Origin of the sequence: Mycolicibacterium hodleri (assembly GCF_025822245.1) — a bacterium.
Taxonomy (GTDB): domain Bacteria; phylum Actinomycetota; class Actinomycetes; order Mycobacteriales; family Mycobacteriaceae; genus Mycobacterium; species Mycobacterium hodleri.
In genome coordinates this window covers 1-20854 of record NZ_JACKTL010000073.1, presented here as the reverse complement: position 1 = coordinate 20854, position 20854 = coordinate 1, and the positions used below count along the sequence as shown (strand labels likewise).

The 20854-nt window shown below is 67.2% G+C and carries 30 protein-coding genes and 1 tRNA gene; 22 read left to right on the top strand and 9 right to left on the bottom strand.

Going from position 1 to position 20854, the window contains the following annotated elements:
* Position 1 precedes the first annotated feature (1 nt).
* Together H7J06_RS29900 and H7J06_RS29895 are read left to right on the top strand one after the other, a co-directional pair.
* Positions 2 to 1069 carry a WXG100 family type VII secretion target gene (locus H7J06_RS29900; protein ID WP_264043277.1) on the top strand — a complete coding sequence of 356 codons (1068 nt, stop codon included), beginning with the start codon at positions 2 to 4 and terminating at the stop codon, positions 1067 to 1069.
* A 109-nt stretch (positions 1070 to 1178) separates the two neighbouring features.
* Complete coding sequence (locus tag H7J06_RS29895; protein ID WP_264043275.1) at positions 1179 to 1880, top strand: hypothetical protein; 702 nt, start codon at positions 1179 to 1181, stop codon at positions 1878 to 1880.
* Between the two features lie 596 nt (positions 1881 to 2476).
* Here the strand turns inward: H7J06_RS29895 and H7J06_RS29890 are convergent.
* Positions 2477 to 3328 carry a helix-turn-helix domain-containing protein gene (locus H7J06_RS29890; protein ID WP_264043273.1) on the bottom strand — a complete coding sequence of 284 codons (852 nt, stop codon included), beginning with the start codon at positions 3326 to 3328 and terminating at the stop codon, positions 2477 to 2479.
* Positions 3329 to 3448: 120 nt separating this feature from the next.
* Between H7J06_RS29890 and H7J06_RS29885 the strand changes: the two genes are divergently transcribed.
* Positions 3449 to 3880, top strand: a complete 432-nt coding sequence (locus H7J06_RS29885) for a limonene-1,2-epoxide hydrolase family protein (RefSeq protein ID WP_264043271.1) — start codon at positions 3449 to 3451, stop codon at positions 3878 to 3880.
* Between the two features lie 287 nt (positions 3881 to 4167).
* Here the strand turns inward: H7J06_RS29885 and H7J06_RS29880 are convergent, their stop codons facing one another.
* Positions 4168 to 4755: a hypothetical protein gene (locus H7J06_RS29880; RefSeq protein ID WP_264043269.1), complete on the bottom strand. Its 588-nt coding sequence runs from the start codon at positions 4753 to 4755 to the stop codon at positions 4168 to 4170.
* A gap of 321 nt (positions 4756 to 5076) precedes the next feature.
* On the opposite strand from H7J06_RS29880, the gene H7J06_RS29875 reads away from it, so the two are divergent.
* A tRNA-Leu gene (locus tag H7J06_RS29875) sits at positions 5077 to 5150 on the top strand.
* A 109-nt stretch (positions 5151 to 5259) separates the two neighbouring features.
* On the opposite strand, the gene H7J06_RS29870 is transcribed toward H7J06_RS29875, so the two are convergent.
* Together H7J06_RS29870 and H7J06_RS29865 are read right to left on the bottom strand one after the other, a co-directional pair.
* Positions 5260 to 5583 carry a hypothetical protein gene (locus tag H7J06_RS29870; protein WP_264043267.1) on the bottom strand — a complete coding sequence of 108 codons (324 nt, stop codon included), beginning with the start codon at positions 5581 to 5583 and terminating at the stop codon, positions 5260 to 5262.
* 125 nt (positions 5584 to 5708) lie between these two features.
* Entirely contained in the window at positions 5709 to 6509 is an 801-nt protein-coding gene (locus H7J06_RS29865; protein ID WP_264043860.1) for an aldo/keto reductase, read from the bottom strand.
* A 431-nt stretch (positions 6510 to 6940) separates the two neighbouring features.
* Here H7J06_RS29865 and H7J06_RS29860 point away from each other — a divergent pair, with 431 nt between their 5' ends.
* The 4 genes from H7J06_RS29860 to H7J06_RS29845 all read left to right on the top strand — a co-directional run bounded on the left by H7J06_RS29860 (position 6941) and on the right by H7J06_RS29845 (position 11574).
* Positions 6941 to 8176 carry a condensation domain-containing protein gene (locus tag H7J06_RS29860; protein ID WP_264043265.1) on the top strand — a complete coding sequence of 412 codons (1236 nt, stop codon included), beginning with the start codon at positions 6941 to 6943 and terminating at the stop codon, positions 8174 to 8176.
* 108 nt (positions 8177 to 8284) lie between these two features.
* A complete protein-coding gene (locus H7J06_RS29855) occupies positions 8285 to 9805 on the top strand; it encodes an alpha/beta hydrolase (protein WP_264043263.1) in 1521 nt (506 codons plus the stop codon).
* Between the two features lie 48 nt (positions 9806 to 9853).
* On the top strand, positions 9854 to 11215 hold the full coding sequence (locus H7J06_RS29850) for an MFS transporter (protein ID WP_264043261.1): 1362 nt from the start codon (positions 9854 to 9856) through the stop codon (positions 11213 to 11215).
* A 137-nt stretch (positions 11216 to 11352) separates the two neighbouring features.
* Positions 11353 to 11574 carry a hypothetical protein gene (locus H7J06_RS29845; protein ID WP_264043859.1) on the top strand — a complete coding sequence of 74 codons (222 nt, stop codon included), beginning with the start codon at positions 11353 to 11355 and terminating at the stop codon, positions 11572 to 11574.
* Positions 11575 to 11680: 106 nt separating this feature from the next.
* Here H7J06_RS29845 and H7J06_RS29840 read toward each other — a convergent pair whose 3' ends face one another.
* From H7J06_RS29840 to H7J06_RS29830, 3 genes are all read right to left on the bottom strand, one after another.
* On the bottom strand, positions 11681 to 12049 hold the full coding sequence (locus H7J06_RS29840) for an ANTAR domain-containing protein (protein ID WP_264043260.1): 369 nt from the start codon (positions 12047 to 12049) through the stop codon (positions 11681 to 11683).
* Between the two features lie 157 nt (positions 12050 to 12206).
* A complete protein-coding gene (locus H7J06_RS29835) occupies positions 12207 to 12680 on the bottom strand; it encodes a hypothetical protein (RefSeq protein WP_264043258.1) in 474 nt (157 codons plus the stop codon).
* A complete protein-coding gene (locus tag H7J06_RS29830) occupies positions 12677 to 13249 on the bottom strand; it encodes an RNA polymerase sigma factor (RefSeq protein WP_264043256.1) in 573 nt (190 codons plus the stop codon). Before H7J06_RS29830 ends, H7J06_RS29835 begins: the two co-directional genes overlap by 4 nt.
* A gap of 260 nt (positions 13250 to 13509) precedes the next feature.
* On the opposite strand from H7J06_RS29830, the gene H7J06_RS32520 reads away from it, so the two are divergent.
* The 12 genes from H7J06_RS32520 to H7J06_RS29770 all read left to right on the top strand — a co-directional run bounded on the left by H7J06_RS32520 (position 13510) and on the right by H7J06_RS29770 (position 18350).
* A complete protein-coding gene (locus H7J06_RS32520; protein ID WP_308205844.1) occupies positions 13510 to 13935 on the top strand; it encodes a CsbD family protein in 426 nt (141 codons plus the stop codon).
* 57 nt (positions 13936 to 13992) lie between these two features.
* Positions 13993 to 14163, top strand: coding sequence for a CsbD family protein (locus tag H7J06_RS29820; protein WP_264043253.1), 171 nt, complete (start codon positions 13993 to 13995; stop codon positions 14161 to 14163).
* Positions 14164 to 14350: 187 nt separating this feature from the next.
* Positions 14351 to 14824, top strand: coding sequence for an Asp23/Gls24 family envelope stress response protein (locus H7J06_RS29815; RefSeq protein WP_264043249.1), 474 nt, complete (start codon positions 14351 to 14353; stop codon positions 14822 to 14824).
* 11 nt (positions 14825 to 14835) lie between these two features.
* A complete protein-coding gene (locus tag H7J06_RS29810) occupies positions 14836 to 15135 on the top strand; it encodes an Asp23/Gls24 family envelope stress response protein (protein WP_264043857.1) in 300 nt (99 codons plus the stop codon).
* The gene (locus H7J06_RS29805; protein ID WP_264043247.1) at positions 15132 to 15371 is read left to right on the top strand and encodes a hypothetical protein; all 240 of its coding nucleotides are present in this window, start codon (positions 15132 to 15134) and stop codon (positions 15369 to 15371) included. The genes H7J06_RS29810 and H7J06_RS29805 overlap by 4 nt, the downstream gene beginning before the upstream one ends.
* Positions 15372 to 15425: 54 nt before the next feature.
* Entirely contained in the window at positions 15426 to 15605 is a 180-nt protein-coding gene (locus H7J06_RS29800) for a hypothetical protein (protein ID WP_264043245.1), read from the top strand.
* The gene (locus H7J06_RS29795; protein ID WP_264043243.1) at positions 15598 to 15978 is read left to right on the top strand and encodes an Asp23/Gls24 family envelope stress response protein; all 381 of its coding nucleotides are present in this window, start codon (positions 15598 to 15600) and stop codon (positions 15976 to 15978) included. The genes H7J06_RS29800 and H7J06_RS29795 overlap by 8 nt, the downstream gene beginning before the upstream one ends.
* Positions 15975 to 16541 carry a DUF6286 domain-containing protein gene (locus H7J06_RS29790; protein ID WP_264043241.1) on the top strand — a complete coding sequence of 189 codons (567 nt, stop codon included), beginning with the start codon at positions 15975 to 15977 and terminating at the stop codon, positions 16539 to 16541. Before H7J06_RS29795 ends, H7J06_RS29790 begins: the two co-directional genes overlap by 4 nt.
* Position 16542: 1 nt before the next feature.
* Positions 16543 to 17103 (top strand): alkaline shock response membrane anchor protein AmaP, encoded by a 561-nt coding sequence (locus H7J06_RS29785; RefSeq protein ID WP_264043238.1) that lies wholly within the window; start codon positions 16543 to 16545, stop codon positions 17101 to 17103.
* Between the two features lie 34 nt (positions 17104 to 17137).
* Complete coding sequence (locus H7J06_RS29780; RefSeq protein WP_264043236.1) at positions 17138 to 17386, top strand: hypothetical protein; 249 nt, start codon at positions 17138 to 17140, stop codon at positions 17384 to 17386.
* Between the two features lie 35 nt (positions 17387 to 17421).
* Entirely contained in the window at positions 17422 to 17868 is a 447-nt protein-coding gene (locus H7J06_RS29775; protein WP_264043234.1) for a PAS domain-containing protein, read from the top strand.
* A 62-nt stretch (positions 17869 to 17930) separates the two neighbouring features.
* Positions 17931 to 18350 (top strand): ATP-binding protein, encoded by a 420-nt coding sequence (locus H7J06_RS29770; RefSeq protein WP_264043233.1) that lies wholly within the window; start codon positions 17931 to 17933, stop codon positions 18348 to 18350.
* 74 nt (positions 18351 to 18424) lie between these two features.
* Here H7J06_RS29770 and mbp1 read toward each other — a convergent pair whose 3' ends face one another.
* The gene (gene mbp1 / locus H7J06_RS29765) at positions 18425 to 18655 is read right to left on the bottom strand and encodes a microaggregate-binding protein 1 (protein WP_264043231.1); all 231 of its coding nucleotides are present in this window, start codon (positions 18653 to 18655) and stop codon (positions 18425 to 18427) included.
* Positions 18656 to 18971: 316 nt separating this feature from the next.
* Here mbp1 and H7J06_RS29760 point away from each other — a divergent pair, with 316 nt between their 5' ends.
* Positions 18972 to 19379, top strand: coding sequence for a J domain-containing protein (locus tag H7J06_RS29760; RefSeq protein ID WP_264043229.1), 408 nt, complete (start codon positions 18972 to 18974; stop codon positions 19377 to 19379).
* Between the two features lie 4 nt (positions 19380 to 19383).
* A complete protein-coding gene (locus tag H7J06_RS29755) occupies positions 19384 to 20658 on the top strand; it encodes an SLC13 family permease (RefSeq protein ID WP_264043227.1) in 1275 nt (424 codons plus the stop codon).
* Here H7J06_RS29755 and H7J06_RS29750 read toward each other — a convergent pair.
* The coding region (locus H7J06_RS29750) for a hypothetical protein (protein WP_264043225.1) at positions 20651 to 20854 on the bottom strand (204 nt) is incomplete at its 5' end. The two genes, H7J06_RS29755 and H7J06_RS29750, sit on opposite strands and share 8 nt — an antisense overlap.

Here is a 20854-nt window from a genome sequence, read left to right as displayed (position 1 = left end):
AATGCCAATCGACACGAGAATCGAGGGCAATCCAGACGCCGTCGCAGACGCAGCGGGCTGGCTTCGGTCAACCCTTGCCAGCAAGATCGAGCACACGGTCGACGACATTCACAGTGCGAAGACGACTGCAGGGGCTGACTGGCATGGAGAAGCTTCCGATGCCTTCGTGAGCCGAATGACGAGTGGAGCCACCAAGGCGGATGGGTTGCAATCGGCTGTCGTCAGTAGTGCGCAAGCAATCGATCATTTCGCAGATGAACTGCGGCGGGCGCAGGAAGAGATGCAGTCGGTTCGGGACAATGCGGCAAGCGCAGGACTGTCGGTAGATGGCTTCGTAATCAACGACCCCGATACTTCCGAGAAGATTCCGGCATACGCAACTGCCCTCAATGCTGCGGACGCCGCCCGCGCCGTTGAAAAGCTCGCTGCCGACACTCTCAAGAATGTTTGGGCCGACCTGTCCGGCAAGTGGTTCTTCGTGGTCGCGGACCTCATCAACGGCGCGGCCGGAACCCTGATGGCTGCGCACTCGTCCACTTTGCTCAAACAGTCCAAGTTCTTGGCGGACGAGTCCGAGAAATTTCTCAATCTGGCCAAGGCAGCTCCCGAGGGTAGCGCCGCGGCATTGGTTTACCGCGATTTCGATGCCTCGAGAGCGCTTGCGAACAGCGCCGACGACGCCGCGAAGGCAGCCGCAAGCGCCGAATCGACTGCCGGTCGCTTGGGTCTCAAACTTGGCGGAGCACTCGCAATCGGTGGTGTCGTATATGACATCGCGAACGGCAAGGACGTCGACCAGGCGATCGTTTCCGGAGGAGTTGGGTTCGGCGCCTCGGTACTCGCGGGCGCTGCGATTGGTACCGCGATACCCGTACCGGTCGTCGGAACCGCCGTTGGAGCGCTCGGTGGTGCAGTCGTCGGAATCTTCGCATCCGGTGCAGTGGACTCCTTGTACCAGAACGGTATTGGCGCTGTCGGTGACGCGATCGGCGATGGCGCAGCAGCAGTCGCGGATACCGGTAAAGCTCTAGGCGGCTTGGCAGAAGACGCGTGGAATGCCATCTTCTAGTTCTTCAGAGATTCCTGGCGAGTGGAAGCGATCCACCCGCGACGCGCGATTCACGGTTGCCACCGCGGCAATTCTCGCGATCGCCGTAGCGTCCCTGCTGTTCGGTGCGGTGTTGGCAGCGGCCGGCAATCTTTCGGCTCTCCTTTATTCGGGGCTGTTCGCCGTGATCATGTTGCTGGTTGCCGCGCTCGGTGTGGCCATTCGCACGCAGCAGCGTGATCTAGTGAGATCGATTGGAACGGTGCGGGCGGATGGTTCGCCGGCGACCGAAATCTCCTACTCCCGTCGACAGTTCTCATTGCTGGTGGCCCTGATGACGGCACTTACAGGCGCATGCGTGATCGGTGCGATCCACCTCTTTCTCGGTCAGGGGATGTCTGTCGCCTCGGGGTTGCTTGCCGGATTCGGACTCCTTGGTGCGACGTTTCCCGTGTCCGCGCTCCTCGGACGGATTCGTCGCGGTGCGCTGATGCTGTCGGAACAGGGCGTTTGGCAACGAGGTTGGAGCTTCGAGTCGTCGCTGACGTGGGCCGACATCGCGGGAGTTAAGGCCGCGTTCAACGGTCACGCCGTCATATTGCTGATCGGGTATGCGAACGCCGAATGGTCGCCGCGGTACACGACGCGCCTGTGGCGGATCGACCGCCTTCCGCCGGTGCCGATGATCGAAGTCGACTGCCGACGGTTCGACGTCGACTCCCACGTGCTCTACGACTACCTCACGTGCTACGCGGAGAATGCCGACCTACGCTCCGAGTTGGGGACCGCTGCAGCAATCGCACGGGCGGAACGATCGGGTGCGGCGCCCTGAGCAGTGGTTCGATTGTGATTACTTCCCTCTCAGATGAGTCGCCGTGCCAGACCTTCCGAGCACCCGGAGAATGGGGCGGAGTGAAGCCCCCGACTAGGCGCGCCACGCGGAAGCAACCCACCGACGGACTCCGCACACTGTGCCGACGGCTGGTGGCGGCTGTGGTGCAGCGTTTGCACCGGCAGTCCGGACCCCAGGCGGTCCAGTTGGTGACGATCCCGTCGGTCACCTTCACAACATTCGCTGCGCCTCCTGCGAAAGTGCCGAGTTGATCGTGGCGCTTACGGGAAAGACGTTGGACGAGTGAGACCCTCGCGATCCTCGCACAGGTTGCGGGTCCACCTAGCTTAAGTGTGCCGCTTTCGAATTTCGTCCGGCGACAAGGGACAGCTTCTTACTGGTGTGATGGCGGAAACTGGGGTGGCGAATTCTCGAGAAGGCACGCCACCGCGTCGCCGACGATCCGTGCCAGCCGCTCGCGGTACGCAAATGGCGTCCAGCGCAGACGTTGGCCCGCTCGACCCTTAGCCTCTGCCGTCATGCTGAGCCGAAGACGACAACGGCCCCTTTGTCACTGCGCGGGTACGGCCACGAGTCTATTGAGCGGTGCTCTCGGTCCAGGAGTTGAGGAATTTCAGAGCCTGATGGGTGGGACTGTGTGGGGGTGCGGTCATGGTCATGAGGCGTTGGTCGTGGTCGGTGTCGCTGAGGAAGGTGTTCCACTCCAGGGTCAGTTCGCCGGCGATGGGGTGGCGCAGGACGGTGGTTCCGCTGCTGGAGTCGACGACTTCGTGGGCGGGCCACCAGGTGCGGAAGACCGTGTCGCGGGTGCGGAGTTCGTCGACCAGCGCGAGTAGGCGTGCGTCGTCGGGGGTGCGGGCGGCGGATCTGCGCAGTGAGGCTACACAATTGCGGGCGACGGTGTCCCAGTCGGCGTAGAGCGCACGGACGTCGGGGTGGGTGAACACCAGGTGCACGTAGTTGCGCTGCTCGGGCGGTATGCGGCTGAAGTCGACGTAGATGGCGGCGGCCAGCGGGTTCCACGCGAGGATGTCGAATCGATGGTCGAAGACGAAGGCGGGAATCTCGGTCATCGCGTCCAGTAGCCGCTGAAGTTGGGGCCGCGTGCGGTGCTGTTCTGACGTCCGTCGGCGAGGGACCGGTTTGCCGGCGAGTTCGTAGAGGTAGGCGCGTTGTTCAGCGTCGAGGCGCAACACGTCGCTCAGGGTCTTCAGGACCGCGAGTGAGGGGGCGATGCGACCTTGTTCGAGTCGGGCGTAGTAGTCGTGGCTGATGGCGGCGAGGTTGGCGACCTCTTCGCGACGCAGCCCGGGAACGCGCCGCCGGGCCCCGAGCAGGGACAGCCCTACCTCGGTGGGGTCCAGTCCGTCGCGCCGAGCCCGCAGGAAGTCCCCGAGGGAACCGGCGGGGTCCGGGCGACTGGTCATCGATCCATTGTTCCAGCAGGCCGACGATCGGAGGGAGGGACTGATTCATCCCCGGTTGCGCTGAACCGGGGACGAAACCGACCGTTCCGCGACGCAGGTCGGTGCGGCACCGTGGACGTCATGACCACATCGGATGCGACCCCCCAGACCACCGCGACCGCCGACCCCAGTGCCGTGGTGCGGCAATTCCTCGAGCGTTGGAGCAGCTCGAAGGCCGCCGTGCTGGCGTCCTTCGAGGAGTTCTTCACCCCGGAGACGGTGTGGGAGAACGTCGGCATGGCGACGACCGTGGGCATCGACGAGGCCAGAGCCTTGGCGGAGAGCTTCCCGCCGGGCTTCGAGACGATGACCGTGGACTTCAAGTTCATCGAGTCGCGGGGCCGCTTCGTGTTCACCGAGCGCGTCGATGACTTCTACAGTGCCACCGGTCAATTGGTATTGTCCGGGCGCGTTGCGGGCGTCGCCGAGGTCGTCGACGGGCGCATCGTGGAGATGCGCGAATACTTCATCATCACCGAGGGTCCCGCGGCGCCGAGCCCCCCGGCGACCTGACGAGACGGATGACGTCAGCGTGAGAGGCCGCGAGCCTCGAGCGACGTCGGCGGCAATCATCGTGCTTCTATCATGCAAGATGTCAGTGTCACGCCCGAGCAGCAAGGCGTCGCGACGGCAATTAATCAAGCAAAACGGTCCGGTCGCGGGAGCCATCGAAAACGTCGGATCGTCGCATGTTGGGGCCGGGCGGGACTTTGCGAAGCAGCCGGGCCGTTAGGTCGTCAACGGCGTCGTCGGGCTCCCTCAAGGTGTCCCCGCTCATCCGCCTTGGGGCCGCCTGCGCGTCAGGAGCCCAAGCGTGGCCGGCGGGCGCGCTCGTGAGTGCCGGCGGCGTAGCGCTTCAATGTCGCACGGGTTTCGGCGGCGATGGTCTCCCCTTTGCCGACGTGGAAGCCGAGCATGCTGGCCACGACCGCAGGTGGTGCTTGAAGGAGCATTTCGCGCAGTGCGCGGGATCGACCGGGCATGTTCGGAATGCCCAGGGCGGTCAGTCGTAGCCGGATCGAGGTCGGGTGCAGGGGCTGGCATGCGCGGCGGCCGGGGAACAGGTTGTGTCGTGAGCGCAGGTGAGTGCGCACGATGTCGTCGAACGGGGACGGAATGGGAGCTGGTGGGTCCCCGAGTCGAATGAGAACGCGCCCTTTTGTTTTGGTGAGAATGTCGACGGTAAGGCGGACGATCCGGCTGAGGGGTTGTGCGTAGAGCAGGATCAATGTGCCGATGACGCGTTCGGTGAGGTCCATGTCCAGTCCGGCGGCGATGCGCTGCAGAACTTTCACCCGATTGTGCAAGCTGATCGGACGAGGTGGCATCTGCCGGGTCAGAGGCAGGGTCAAGCGCCGCAGATGGTGGGTGCGGATGGCCCAGACCAAGAATGGCCGCAGGGTTTCCTCTGATGAGTACGCCGCGGTGGCGAAGTAGGCGTCGACATCGCCCGAGTGCGAAGCCTCCGTCGGCTGCCAGCAGCCTGCAACAACGTCCTTTCCGTCAGCCGAAACAACCCCGATGTCGTGATCGCATCAGATGCGATTGCCACGGTCCGGCTTGGAGTGCAAGAGGTGTGTGCTCACCTCTCGCGACCGCTTGTCGGAGCGCGGATCGGTGACGTCCCATTGGGTAGCAACGACGGTCGGGTGTCGCGTGATGCGTCAGAGCGGGACTAAGACGGCCTGAACTATCCTCCTAGCTGCAACGCCCCCATAGCCCAATTGGCAGAGGCAGCGGACTTAAAATCCGCCAAGTGTCGGTTCGAGTCCGACTGGGGGCACGCTTCGCAGCCTTTGTCGTCCGTCGCCATCGTGAGCAGCTGGCGTGCCCGGCACTATCTGAAGGCGTCGGTGACGTCTGGAGCCAGCTGCGCTCGCGGGACCCGTCGATCAGCCGAGCTCGACGCGCAGGCCGTCATGTCGCTGCTCCAATTCGCTGCTCACGCCCGTGAAGAGGTCGTCGGCGTCGACGTCGACGCCGCGCAACTTCACGACCAGCCCGCCAGTGCGGCGCCGCACCGTGATTGCACCGCTCGGCAGCAGCGGGTACTCCCGCCCGGCATCCGCGTCTTCGGATGACACGGCGTCGGGCAGCTCATACCCGTGCTCGTCGCGGAGTCTGTCGGCGATCGCCGTGACGACCTCGTCCTCGAGCGCATCGATGTCCACGGTGTCGGCGATGATCAGATTCAGCCGCGCCACGTCAACGCCCACCCAGCCTCGTTGTCATGAGGACCGACTTCCCCGCGGCTGACGGCCCAAACGTGGCGTTCCTGCAACCCGCGGTCGTGAACCCCGACCGCACGACTCCGACTCCCAGGCCGCCGGGGAAGGTCGGTTCACAGCACTTCGAGCGGCCGCGGACGGGTAGGCGGCGGAAACGCGTGGTCGAGGTCTTTAAGGTCGACGTCGGTCAGCTCGATGTCTCGGGCCGCGGCGTTTTGCCGTACGTGGGAGGGTGTTCCGGCGCGGGGGATGGCGATGACCCCGTCATGGTGAAGAACCCATGCGAGCGCGATCTGCGCCGGGGTGGCATCGGGTCGCCGCGCGATCGGTTGCAGCGCCGGATGTTCGAGTAACCGGCCCTGCTCGATTGGCGAGTAGGCCATGGTCGGTATCCCGTGTTGGGACAGCCACGGTAGCAGCGCGTACTCCGGGCCGCGGCGCGCCAGGTTGTAGAGGATCTGATTCGTCTGGACCTCAGCACCACCCGGGACGCCTGACAGTTCGATCATGTCGTCTGTGTCGAGATTGCTTACGCCCCAATGGCGGATCATCCCGTGTTGCTTCAATTCGGCGAAGCCTTCGATGGTCTCGGCGAGCGGGATGCGACCCCGCCAGTGCAGAAGGTAGAGATCGATGTGGTCGACGCCGAGCGTGTCCAGGCTCGCCTCGCACGCGCGCACGGTGCCTTCCCGCGTTGCGTGATGGGGAAGCACCTTGTCGACCAGAAACACTTCACCGCGCCGTCCGGCAATCGTTTCACCGACCAAGGCTTCCGCCGCGCCGTCGCCGTACATCTCGGCCGTGTCGATGACCGTCATCCCCAAGTCGATCCCGAGTCGGATCGAGGCGACCTCCTCAGCCCACCGCCCCGGACTTTCGGCAAGATGCCATGTCCCCTGGCCGAGGGCGGCCATCTTCTCGCCGGAATGCAACGGTACAGACCGAACTGGGTTCATTCTCCACCAGCCTTTTCGGACGCCCGGCTGAACCACACCACCGCTCAACCGGATTGACCTCATTCTGCCCGCGGCGTCACCCGTCGCACCTCGACCCGATGGTGCACAACTGCGCGACCCAAGTGGATCTGCGGGGTCCAAGCGCCAGCCGGTCGGCGATCGAGCAGATCGGTGAAGCCGCGGATTCGTCCCGTGCCGTATCGCCGAGCCTATGCCTTATACCGCGCGACGCGTGCGCCCAATTTAGGGGCGCTGTGACGCCGCTCACCGCAGTAATAACCGGCAGTCGCGGGGTCGTTTTCCGTTCTATGACGACGAACTACCGACACCAGGGAATCTCACGGCCCGAGGTCACCGACCGCACAGCACACGCATCGCAGGGGACCGCGGTGTCGATCCGCCCCATCGGGGCGCTGGAGCGCCAGTTCTATCGCTACGCCGAATCCAATCCGGTCCACTTCTCCATCGTCGCGGAGTTCGACGTCGCCCTCGACGAGGATCAGCTGCGGGCGGCGCTCGACGCGGTGCAGGGTCGTCATCCGCTGTTGAGGGCCTCCGTCGACGACCACCCGTCGACCCGTCTCGGCTTCTATCAGCCACCGCACGTGGGGCAGATTCCACTCGACGTCCATCACCGCGTCGACGCCGGGTGGACGTCGGCGGCGGCCGACGACCTCGCCCGGCCGTTCGACCGGTCGACGGCCCCGTTGATGCGCGCAACTCTGGTCTTGGCACCGGATTCGTCGGCGTTGCTCCTGACCCTGGACCACACCATCGCCGACGGAATCTCCTCGGTCAACATCGTCGACGACCTTCTGACCGTGCTCAACGGCGGGCAACTGACACCCCTGCCAGTGCCGCCGGCCCAGGAGGACATGATCGCCCAAACACTCGCGCCGCCCGCAGAGTTCCCGCCTCGAGACGCTCCCGCCCCCGACCCCCGCATGGGCGTGTCGACCTCGGTGCGGCCCTACGACGGTGCGCCGCCGAACCTCCACGCCGTGACGATGCAACTCGCCGACACCGCTCGGCTCGTCGAACGGTGCCGCACCGAGCAGACCACGGTCCACGCGGCGGTGGTGACCGCCGCCTCGCACGTACGGGCTGCGCTGCACGGCCAGGACTACGTACGGGTGTTGAGCCCCATCAACTTTCGTGCCCTCATCAAGGCCGGCGGTGACTGTGCCGCCTACTTCACGTGCACCTGCACGGGTATGGCTCCCGCGGATCGCTCGTTCTGGGACCAGGCTCGAGCGCTCACCGCAGAGCTCACGGTTGCCAGGTCCGCGCCGGGAATCCAGATGACCTCCGCGGCGATCCAGCAGTTCGTTCCCGTCGACGCCGACCTCGCCACGGCGCAGGAGTTCTTCACCAAGACCGCGCCATGGGATCTTCTGGTCAGCAACCTCGGCGTTCAAGACCTCGACGGTGCCGGGCCGATCCGCCCGACCGCTCTGTGGGGCCCGATCGTCCGCTCCCACATCGAGGGCGATGCCGGAACCGGTGTCGTGACGTATGAAGGCAGGCTGCGGATGATCTCCTGCGGGTACACGCATGCGCCGGAATACCTGGACGGCGTGCTGGCACTGCTGATCGAGGTGTCGAAGGACGACCGTTTGCGATGAGCGACGGGCGGCGGTCGAGTCCTAGCTCGCCGCCGCCTGGGCCAGCGCGAACCGACACGCCTTGGGCAAGCACTGCGAAAAACCCGACGGGCGTGTCAATATGTCGCCATGTCGAGGTGGGGGAGCCTTCAGAAGTTCGTCGTGTCCGGAGCCGTCTGCGCGGTGGCGCTGGCGCTGACCACCGCGCCGCCGGCCGGGGCCGATCCGGATCCGGCGCCGGGGTTGACCTGGGCCGCCTGTGGCGACGGGGTGGACACCAGCGAGGTGCCCACGGCACGGTGCGCCACCGTGTCGGTGCCCGTCGACTGGAGTGACGGGGCGAATCCGCAAGCAGCGCAGGCACAGCTGGCGGTCATGCGGATCCCGGCCACCGGCCAGAAGCTCGGCACCATCATCTCCAACCCCGGTGGACCGGGCGTCTCGGCGATCGACATCATGACCCGGTTCGGGCCGAAGCTGGCGAAGACCGAGATTGGACGCCGCTTCGATCTGGTGGCCTTCGACCCGCGTGGAGTCGGACTGTCCACCCCGGAGATGCGGTGTGAGACCGACGCCGAGGTCGACGAAGACCGCACCGATCCGCAGGTGGACTACAGCCCGGCCGGCGTCGCACACATCGAAGACGTGGAACGCGAGCGCGCTCAGCGGTGTGCGGATCGGGTGGGGGAGCCCTTTCTGGCCGGACTGAGCACCGAGAACACAGCACGCGACATGGATGCGGTGCGGGCCGCACTGGGGGAGGAACAGCTCAACTTCTTCGGCTACTCCTACGGAACGCGGCTGGGAACCGCCTACGCCGAGCAGTTTCCGGATCGGGTGCGGGCGATGATGCTCGACGGCGTGGTGGATCAGTTCACCGACCCCCTGGTCGGGTACGTCGACCAAGCGGCGGGATTCCAGCAGGCATTCGACGCCTACGCCGTGGACTGTGCGTCGCAGCCGAGCTGCCCGCTCGGCACCGATCCGGCACGGGCCGTCGACCGCTTTCACCAGCTGGTCGACCCGTTGGTCGACAAGCCGGCGCGCACTGCCGACCCGCGAGGGCTGAGCCATCCCGACGCCATCACCGGCGTCGAGGAGGCGCTGTACAGCTCCGAGGATTGGCCACAGCTGACCGACGGACTCACCGCGCTGGCCCGTGGTTCCGACGCCGACGACCTGCTGGAGCTCGCGGATGCGTACCTGGAACGCGACGAGGACGGGCACTACGCCGACGGGGAGGACGTGTTCAACGGCGTGCACTGCGCCGACGACGTCTACCCGAGCGACCCGGCGGTATGGGCGGAGAACGACCGCCGCGTGCGAGAAGTCGCGCCCTACAGTAGTTTTGGCGAATTCACCGGATATGCGCCCCGGCCCCTGTGCGTGTTCTGGCCGGTGCGACCAGCCTCCGAGCCACATCCGGTGACCTCGCCCGGGCCGGGCAAGATCGTCGTCGTGTCGACTACCGGGGATCCCGCCACGCCATATCAGACTGGCGTCGACGTGGCCGGCCAACTCGGGGCACCGCTGATCACCTTCGTCGGCAATCAGCACACGGTGGCGTTCAGTGGGAATCGTTGCATCGACGCGCCATTGGAGGCGTTCTTCGTCGACCGCGTTCAGCCACCGGCAGACCTGCACTGCTGACACCACCGGAGAGCGTCCGTCGGTCGACGGGTGCAAGGATGTCCACCCATGACCACTCGAGAACCGGATCTGGTCGACGGTGTGCCCCGGGGGCGGATCGTCGTGGCGTCGATGGTGGGCACCACCATCGAGTTCTACGACTTCTACGCCTACGCCACCGCCGCAGTCGTCGTCTTCCCGCACCTGTTCTTCCCCAAGGGCGACCCGACGACGGCGCTGCTCGCGTCGCTGGCCACCTTTGGCCTGGCCTTCGTCGCACGTCCTCTCGGGTCGATCTTGTTCGGGCACTTCGGCGATCGGATCGGCCGCAAGACGACCTTGGTGGCCTCGCTGCTCGTCATGGGGATCGCGACGTTCCTCATCGGTGTCCTGCCCACCTACCACCAGGTAGGCCTGCTCGCGCCGGCGTTGCTCGCGGTGATGCGATTCAGCCAAGGCCTTGCGCTGGGTGGGGAGTGGAGTGGCGCAGCCCTTCTCGCGACGGAGACCGCCAAACCCGGCAAGCGTGCGTGGGCCGCGATGTGGCCACAGCTCGGCGCCCCGTTTGGATTCCTGCTCGCCAACGGGGTGTTCCTGGTCCTGGTGCTGTGGCTCGGCTTCAACACCGCCAGCCCGGACCTGGACGGCGCGTTCCTCACGTGGGGCTGGCGCGTTCCCTTCCTGCTCAGTGCGGTCATGGTGGCCATCGGCCTCTACGTGCGCCTGCGCCTGACGGAGACCCCGGTGTTCGCCCGTGCGATCGAACGCGGCGAACGGGTGCGTGCACCACTCACCGAGGTGTTCCGCAACCACTGGCGTCAGCTTCTGATCGGCACGTTCGTCATGCTGGCGACCTACACCTTGTTCTACGTCGTCACCACCTGGGCACTGAGCTTCGGCACCGGCAAGAAGACCGCCACCGGCGGTGGATTGGGCATCCCGTACCTGGAATTCCTTCAGCTGCAGCTGATCTCGGTGCTGTTCTTCGCCGCGATGCTGCCCGTCACCGGCTTGCTGGCCGACAGATTCGGGCGCCGGGTGACGCTGCTGGTGATCACCGTCGCCATCATGATCTACGGCACCACCTTCGGATTGCTGCTCGACCCGGCGTCGGCGACGACGACGTCCACGCTGGCCTTCCTGATCATCGGCATGACGTTGATGGGGCTGACGTTCGGACCGATGAGCGCGGTGCTGCCCGAGCTTTTTCCGACGAACGTGCGGTACACCGGCTCCGGAATCGCCTACAACGTGGCGAGCATCCTCGGCGCCGCGATCGCACCGTTCGTCGCCACGTGGCTGGCCACCTCCTACGGCGTGGCGTGGGTGGGTGTCTACCTGCTGTGCGCCGCGGTGCTGACCGGGATCGCGTTGTTGGTCATGCGGGAGACGCGGGACACCTCCCTCGACGACGTTGAGGAATTCGTCTGACGCGAGGCCACCCACGGCAAATCACGTAGTCACTCTTGCGAGTAAGCGAGTGGTCGACCAGCTTCTCGAAACACGGCCGAGACATCGCCTGGCTGCGCTAATCTCTCGGCCTCGTGAAGAAATCATCGGTCGCGGCAATACTGTTTGCCGCCAGTTACGTCCTCTGTCCGGTCGCAAACGCTCAGCAGAACGGCGACTGCGATCCCAACTACTCCGGTGCCTGCGTCCCGATCGCCAGCGACGTCGATTGCGCGGGTGGTAGCGGCAACGGTCCGGCTTACGTGTCCGGTCCCGTCACGGTCGTCGGCAAGGACATCTACGGCCTCGACCGTGACGGCAACGGCACCGGCTGCGAATAGCTTTGGACGCCCTTGGTGGCTCTGGTCGGAACCACCAAGGGCTTGAGAAAGTTACATCCCGGGATGCAGCTCCTCCGCTTGTGTTGCTACCCAACTGGCCGGGCGGTTACGCATCCGTGGGGGATTGTCCGTTGCGACGCCGGTCCGCCAGGTCCACCACCCGCTGGTGAGCCGTCAGCAACACCCGGTCGTGATCCAGCCGATTCTCGAGCGGCTTGCGCTTGCCGAGCTCCGCGATGTCCTTGACCACCTGTTCGGCGAGCAGCCGGAGCTTGACGTTGTGCTGCTGAGACTGCCAGCGGAGGAGGTCGAACGCCGCGTGCTCGTCGAGGCCGTAGATGAACATCAGCATGCCCTTGGCTTGTTCGATGTGGGCACGCTGCTCGGCGATGTCACGCACCGCTTCGGAGATCCGCTCCTCGTCATCCGACTGCAGTGGTCCGGACGGCCGGTGGCCGTCGGTCGCGGTACTCATTGGTCCTCCCGTACGAGCAACTCCTACTGGATGCCCCGTCGGGATGAGCCCATGCGGTATACGTCATCGCCGAGGTCTGGGGCAACGAGTTCCATGTTCCGCCGGGATGCGGATCGTTTCAAGCGCCGCCCTTCGGCGACGTCTCACGCGGCGCGTTTCAGGCGCCGAGCGGGTCTCCGGTGACGACGTCGGTGACGGTGACGTCGACGGGATGTTGGCCGAGGACGTCGCCGAGGAGGTCGGCGACGACGTCGAGCGTCGTGACGCGGATGTGGTCGGCCAGCTGCCGCAGGTCGGTCCCATAGCTGCCGGTGAGCTCGATGTTCACCCTGCGCAAGGTCTTGGTCTGGTCGTCCATCTCGAACGTGATGCGGGTGGGAGCGCACAGGTAGCGCTGGCGCAGCTCGATCGCGAGGGTGCTGCGCAACACGTGGTCGCTGACGAAGATCCGGCCGGGGCCGGCCATGCCGGGTGGAGTCTGGGCCGCCAACGGATGGCCGCCGGGGCGGGTGGTCGTGCGGATCGAGGAGATGACGCGTCCCGCGATCGCGTCCCACCCCGGCTCGGGTGCGGCCCGGAGGAATTCGATCGCGCGAAACAGCGGGTCCGGCGGCGGGGATGACGGGTTCATTGCCACCTTTCCAGCCGGGCTCTCAGTGTCGCGGTCGCGCGGAAGTGATGTCCGCGGGCCGCGTCGGGACTCGTGTCCAGAGCCGTCCCGATCTCGGGGAACGTCATGGACTCTATTTCCCGTAGTACCCACGATGCGCGCTGACGATACGGAAGTTCGGCCAGGGCCGCCTCCAACGCCGCCAGGAAGGCCGTGTTCGACGCCGCGGTGAACGGGTCGGCGCTGCGCTGCGGAGCCGGGATGGCCTCCATCAGCTGGTCGTCGATGGGTTGCGCACGCTTGACGCGGTAGTTGTCGGTGATTTTGTGGGAGCAGATCGAGAACAACCACGTCTTCAACGACGACCTGCCCTGAAAGGTCTCGAGCTGACGCCAGGCGGCGATGAAGGTGGCCTGCACGACGTCGGCGGCGTCGGCCTCGTTGGCGACCAACCGCCGCGCGTACCGGTGCAGCGGGGGACCGTAACGGTGCACCACGACCTCGAACGCCTCGCGGTCGCCGAGCGCGGCGGCATGGAGCAGGGCGTCGTCACCCGCATCGGCGATCCGCCCGCCACTGGCTGTCGTCACGCACGCTCCCAGTACCTCCGCACCCGATCTTGGAAGTGTCGGGATGGGCGACAGCAAATCCTAGTGCCACGCGTGCCCGCCGCGGTGCGGGTCGGCACTTCCGATCCGCCAGGCCGATCGTCGCGGCCGGTGTGAGCGGCTTCACGTCGCGACGGCGTTCGGTTTCGTCGAACCCCACCGACTCAACTCCTGACATCTCGTAACGGGTTGGCCCTCACCGACATTCGGCGAGAGGACGACTCCCAGGAAGGACGACGCTCATGGCAGATTTCACGGACAAGGCTCAGGAGGCCGTCGGACGGGCCAAGGAGGCCGCCGGCGATCTCACCGGTGACGACGAGCTCAAGGCCGACGGCGCCGCGGACACCGCCGAGGCCAAGGTCAAGCAGGGCGTCGACGCGGTCGCCGAGAAGGCCGACGACGTCAAGCAGGCCGTCGGAGAAGCCGTTGACGGCGCCAAGCAGCAGCTGTCCGGGCTGGCCGACGACACCACCGACGCGGCTCGTCAGCTCCACCTCGACGAGGCGGCCTCGACGCTGGGCGACACACGCGTGATCGTCGGCGCGGTCGCCGCCGCAGTGCTGCTCGCCGTCGTGGTGCGCCGCCGCCGCGCCTCCAACGGTCGCCGCGCGGCCGTCAAGCGGGTGGCGAAGACGGGGATCGGGCGCGCACTGACGCGCTGCTGAGGACTCCTTCGAGGACCACTCGAAGGCAATGAAGGACACAACGAAGGGAATCAACTCATGGGCATCGTGGACAAGGCCAAGAACGCGGCCGAGGACGCCATCGGCAAGGCCAAGGAGGCCATCGGTGACGCCACCAACAACGACGACCTGGCCGCCGAGGGCAAGAAGGACCAGGGTGTGTCCGGCGTGAAGAAGGTCGGCGAGAACATCAAGGACACCTTCAAGTAACCGGCCAGGGGGCCGCGCTCAGCCGCAACTGCGGTCGGGCGCGGCCCTCGTCGCCGGACCACCACCAACGCGTGTGAGTCAGTTCACCGAAATTGGACGTTCGGTTCGGGGCCTCTGCACCGACTACACCTCGTAAGACTTCACCACAGTACGAAGATCACGACATTCGACAAGGAGTTCGATCACGATGACCAGCACCCAGCCCGTCACCACCGCCACGGCCACCTCCGGCAAGGACGTCACCGCCGTCACCAGCTCGACCCTGGTGAGCTCGCAGGGCAAGACCACGATCGCCGACACCGTCGTGTCGAAGATCGCCGGGATCGCCGCCCGCGAGGTCAGCGGCGTCTACGCCCTCGGCGGCGGAGCGTCCCGCGTCGTCGGCGCGCTGCGCGAGCGCATCCCCGGCGCCAACGTCAACCACTCCCAGGGCGTATCGGTCGAGGTCGGCGAGAAGCAGGCCGCCGTGGACCTCGACATCGTCGCCGAGTACGGCGTCTCCATCGCCGATCTGGCCACCGGCCTGCGCCGCAACGTCATCACCGCCATCGAGCGGATGACGGGCCTCGAGGTCACCGAAGTCAACGTCACCGTGCACGACATTCACCTCGCCGGTGACGACGACGCCGACGCCGACGACGCCGTCACCCGGGTGCAGTGACCGGCGCGGAGATGACGTCGACGAGCGAGCCAGATCAGGCCGATCTCATCGCCGCCGCCGTCACCGCGGTGCCGGGGGTGGTCGGGTTGCACGCCGGGATGTTCGGTGAAGTGGCGACCTACCTCCCCGGTCACCGGGTGTCGGGCATCCGCACCAACCCCGACAACGTCACCGAAGTTCACGTGACGCTGCGGTACGGCACCCCGGTGCGCGACACCGCGGCCCGCGTCCGCGACGCCGCGGCGGCCGTCACCGGTGGCGTCGTCGACGTCACGGTGGAGGACGTCGTCACCGAGACGTCCGCGTCGTGACCGTGGCGCGGTGGGACCGCTACCCCGATCGGGCCAGCGCCCGCCGCGCCGCAGCTCGGGAGTTTCATCCCGACCGGGGTGGCAGCCCGGAGGCCTTCGCGTCCGCACTCGAGGCCATCGACGCGCATTTCCGTCCGCCGCCGGTGCGGACCACCACACGCCGCAGGCGGCGACGCCTCGCCATCCTTCATCCGCTTCGACTGGTGCGCCGGCGGCGCCGCTTCATCGAGCTCTGACGCACACCCCCGCAGCACGGAAACGCCGTGCCGCAACACTTCTCGGAGGTTCACATGACCACATCCAGTTTGGGCTTGATCGCCGGACTGCTCCTCGGCATTGCCGCGGCCGCAGGCGGTCTGACCGGTTTCGTCGTCGCCCTGATCCTGGGTGTCGCCGGGTACCTGATCGGCGGCCAGCGCGACGGCGAATTCGACTTGTCCGCACTGTTCCCCGGGCGTCGTCGTGGCTGACGACCGTTCCGACGTCGACTCAGCCGACGACCCCGGCGTCCGCGGTGAACTCACCGTGCGCGACAAGGTGGCGCAGCGGCTCGCCGTCCACGCCGCGCGGCTGACCGACGGGGTGCACCAGCACTCCGCGGGCCTGAACAAGATCACCGGCCGCGACCTGCCCCGGGCCACCGTCGCCATCGCCGGTGACCGGGCCCGCGTCCAGGTGAACATCGCCGTCGCGTGGCCGGAGCCCGCGGTCGTCGTCGGCGCCGCCGTGCAACGCAACGTCACCTCCGCCCTGAGGGACTACGCCGCACTGACCGTCGACCGAGTCGACGTCGCCGTCGACGCCGTCCTACCCGCCAGCACCCCATCGAGGACCGTGCAATGACCACCACCCGAGAACCTGCCGCCGTCGCCACCCCAGCGCCGGGGCGGCCACCCGTGGCCGCACCAGCCGCCGGCTACGTCGGGGCACTCCTGGCCCTGCTGATTCTCGCCGCCGGTGCGGTCGCCCTGCGGGACGCCGCCGTCCACTTCGGCTGGCTGACGGGAACGGCATGGACCGACACCGCCGTCTCCGGCCTCGACGGTCTGACCTACCAGGGCTGGATGCTGCCGGCCGCCATCGTGGCCGTCGTCGTCGGCCTGTGGTGGGTGTCCGCGGCGATCCGTCCACGGCGACGCACCGCGCTGGCCGTCCCCGCGACGACGAGCGTCTGGATCGCCAAGTTGGATCTGGCCCGATTGGCCAGCGCCGCAGCCGCTTCCGTGCCTGGCGTCCTCGGTAGTCGGGCTTCGGCAAGCCTGCGCACCGTCACGGTCACCGCCGACGTCACCGCGAGTGATCCCGCTCTGAAGGCGGCCATCACCACCGCCGTCGCCGACACGATCGGCGGCTTCACCACCACCACGCCGCGCATCAAGGTGCGCACACGCACGGGAGCCAACTGACATGACCCGCACGGCCGTCACCTTCGACCGCTTCGCCGCCGGCGTCGCCGGGCTGGCGCTCATCGCGCTCGGCGCCGCGCTGGTGGTGTGGAACACCACCTGGGTGCCCAATCTGCCCGACGCCGTCACGCTGCCCGGGCTGCGCGCGGCCACCACCACCGGATGGTGGCCCTTCGCGCTGGCCGGCGCCGGGATCGTGCTCGTGGTCCTCGCGCTGCGGTGGCTCTTCGCGCACTCCCCGGTCGCCAAGGTCAAGTCGCTGCCGCTGCGTTCCGACGACAGCGGAACGATCACCGTCGACCTCGGCGAGGTCGCCGACGCCGCGGCTCAGGCCCTGCAGCAGTCCCTCGACGTCGAGTCCGCCAGTGGCAAGGCGGTGATCGACCGGGGAACCCGCACCGTCGACCTCACCATCACCACCAGCGCCTCCCCGCGAGCCGACCGCCTCATCCCGGCGATCGACGCGGTCTGCGCCCAGATCTCGGGTGTGCTGTCCGACCCGTCCGTCGCCACCCGCACCACCATCCACACCGGCAAACGCGAGCGTCGCCGGGTTCGGTGACGGCGCCTGCCGTCGAATCAGAAAGGACCGCACCATGCTTGCCCTCTTGAGCACCCCCGTGCGACGTTGGCTGCTGGCGAGCTTGCTGCTCCCGGTGATCGCCAGCGTGCTGACGAAGCTCGGCCACTACCTTCAGCGCCGCAACGGCGGTGCGCCCACCACGATCTCGCGCGGGCTGCTCGGACTCTCCTCGGTCGCGCGCCGGTTCACCAGGAAGAACCGGCCCGACGCCGACCCGGCCCTGGTGGACCCGGGATCGTCGCACACCAAGCAGCTGCCCTGAAAACAACCGCTGGACAAGTCATTCGAGGAGGCGACATGCAGAGCGTCGAGCGCCCATTGCCCGAACACCACCAGCCAACCGTCGACCGGCGGCGGCCACGCACCCACGACGAGTCGCAAATGGACACGTTGCGGCGACTCCCCGCATTGCGGGTGCTGGGCCAACTGCCCGTGCCGGTGGTGGCGGTCACCGAAGAGGGCACCGTCCTGTTCGCGAACGACGCCATGGGCGACATGCTCGGCCTGACCCGCGACGAGTTGCAAGCCAGGAACTTCCAGGACGTCTTCGAGACGCCGCTGGAGTCGGACAGCGCCGTTGCCGAACTGCAGAAACACGCAAACACGCTGGTGAAACTGTCACACGCCGACGGTTCCGCCGTGCGGGCGGTCATGAGCCGCTCCGCCCTTCAGCGGGCCGACGACGACATCGCTCTGGTGACGTTTCAGGACATGACCGAGCACTTGTGGCTGCAGGGACGGTGACCAGTCCGCGGACCCAGGTTAGACATTCGCGGATTTCGGGGTATGCCTCGACCATGACTGCGATGTGCGAACGAACTGAGAGCCCCACGCAGCTGCGCCGAACACGCTCTGCCGACGCCGCACAGGCGTCGCGATTGCGTCGAGAACTCGACGCGTGGCTGCATCAGAGCGCACTGTCGCTGACCGAATCGCGGTGTGCGGACGTGTTACTCGGTGTGAACGAGGCGTTGGCCAACTGCGCCGAGCACGCCTACCACGGGCGCGGGGACGGTGACATCTCGATGCACGCCACCTACGACGACGCGGCGCAACGGGTTCACGTCAAGATCAGTGACCACGGACGGTGGCGGCCGCGTGCGGCGGTGGTCTGCAGCCACCGGGGCCGGGGCCTTGCGCTCATGCGGGCCCTCGCCGATCAGTGCACCGTCGACCGTGGGGCCGCCGGCACCACCGTCCGCCTCGACTACGACGTGTCGAGCTAGGTCCCACACGCAGAGACGGGCGGGCACGACCCCGAAGGGGGTTGGCCCGCCCGTCTCAGCGGAATGAAAGGTGGTTACTCGGCGGCCTTTTGGCGCGCTTCGGCGGTCTTCTCGGCGGCGCGTGCGGCCTCTGCTTCGGCTTCCTTCTTCGCCACGTCGCGTTGAGCCTCGGCCTTGTCCTGCTGTGCCCGGCCCTCTTCGCGCAGGCCGTCCTGGCCGCTGACGATGCCGATGACCTCCTTCGCCTTGCCCTTGACGTCCTCGACGACGCCCTTGACGCCTTCTTCGGGTCCACTGTCACCCATGTGAGCCTCCATCCGTTCGCGTGCGACATTCCGGTTCTCCGAAACCGTCGCGGGAGTACCCAATTCGGTCGGTGTCTGAACATGACGGGTCTTCAGGTTGGATTCAGGTTCACGCCGTAGCGTTCGGCAGCGATCCGGCAGGTGCCGGCCAGCAAATCGACGCGCGGCGTCCGGGGCGATCCCGGACGCCGCCGTGCGTGAAGGACGAAGGGGCGCGCGACCACCACCCCTCGGCCGGAGACGGCGGCGACGTCGGAGACTCACCGACAGACTCGAATGACGAAGTATCCCAACCAATTCCGGCGATCTGAGAGCGATGAACGAACTACCTGCGAAGAAGGCCGTCACGAAGGCCGCGAAGAAGGCTCCGACCAAGAAGTCTCCTGCGAAGAAGGCGCCTGCCAAGAAGTCCCCCGCGAAGAAGGCGTCCGCGAAGAAAGCGCATGCCAAGAAGTCGCCCGCCAAGAAGGCGTCCGCCAAGAAGGCGGCTGCCGAGGGCGCTCCGCGCAACGACACGTCGGCACCGAAGCGGCCCGCATTGGCGGCCCCGCCCACGGATCCGTTGACCGTGCTCGGTCTGCAGCCGCACTTCACCCTCGCGGACCTGCGGCGCGCGTGGCGCGACCATGCCGCCACCCACCATCCCGACATCGGTGGCGACGCGGCGACGTTCAGCCGGGGCAGGCACGCCTACGAGGCGCTGCGGGAAGGCCTCGGCCGGTGACCCGGTGACGGGCGCGTGGGCCGAATCAGCAGCACTGGTGGCGCTGGCGGCGGTGCTGGTGTTCGCGATGGTCCAACCCCGCGGACTTCCCGAGGCGACGTTGGCGGTGCCGGTCGCCGCCGTACTGGTGATCTGCGGCGTGGTCAGTCCCGGTGCCGCGCTCGACCAGGTGAAACTTCTCGGCCCGACCGTCGGATTCCTCGCCGCCATCCTGGTTCTCGCGCACTTGGCCGACGAGGAGGGTGTCTTCCGATGGCTGGGCGCTGCGCTCGCGCGGGCGTCCGGCGACAGTTCGCGTCGGCTGCTGGCGTTGGTGTTCGTCTCGGCGTCGGTCACGACGGCGGTGCTCAGCCTGGACGCGACGGTTGTCCTGCTGACACCGGTGGTGCTGGCGACGGCTCGCCTGGTCCGGGTGCGCGCACGCCCCCACGTCTACGCGTGCGCCCACCTGTCGAATTCGGCGTCGACGTTGTTGCCGGTGTCGAATCTGACCAATCTGCTGGCCTTTTCGGCGTCCGGGCTCACCTTCGTGTCGTTCGCCGCGGTGATGGCGCTGCCGTGGTTGATCGTCGTCGTACTCGAGTACGCGGTGTTCCAGGTCTTCTTCCGCAAGGACCTCGGGGCCGAACCCGATCCGGTGGAGCCGGCCGCCGACGAGTCGACGGGCGACCAGGCGACCCCGGTCTACGCCTTCGTCGTGCTCGGTCTGACCCTGTTCGGTTTCGGCGTGTCCGGGTTCGCCGGGGTCGAGCCGGTCTGGGTGGCAGTGGTGGGTGCGGTGGCGCTGGCCGTGCCCGGCGTGCGCCGCCGCTCGGTGACGGTCTCGACGATCGTGCGCGCCGGATCGCCCCTGTTCTGTCTGTTCGTGTTCGCGCTGGGCGTGGTGGTCGTCGGCGTGAGTGCGCACGGGCTGGGCGCCGCGGTGGCCCGGGTCCTGCCCGCCGAGCCGACGCTGGTGGGCCTGCTGGTGGTGGCCGGGGTGTCGGCGGTGCTGGCGAACGTGGTCAACAACCTGCCCGCCACGTTGCTGATGCTCACCGCGTTGGGCACGGGTGCGCCGCCGGGCCTCGTCCTGGCGATGCTCCTCGGGGTGAACATCGGACCGAACCTGACCTACGTCGGCTCGTTGGCCACCCTGCTGTGGCGGCGGGTGCTCTCGGGTGCCGGGGTGCAACCGCGCCTGCGGGACTTCTCCGTGTTGGGAGTGGCGACCGTGCCGGTGTGCATCGTCGGTGCCGTCGTGGCCCTGTGGGCGGGTCTGGAGTTGGGGCTCACCTAGGCCCCGCGCGTCCCCCGGCAGACGAGCGTCTGCCGGGGAACGAACCGGTTACCGAGCGGGCTGCTCGGCAGGCAGCAGAGGTGTCGAGGGTGCGGCGGGCGCGGCCGGAGCGGGGGCGGCGCCCCCACCCCCACAGAATCTGCATCACGCCGAACGACGCGACGACGACGTGAGCGGCGAGACCCCCGACGAATGG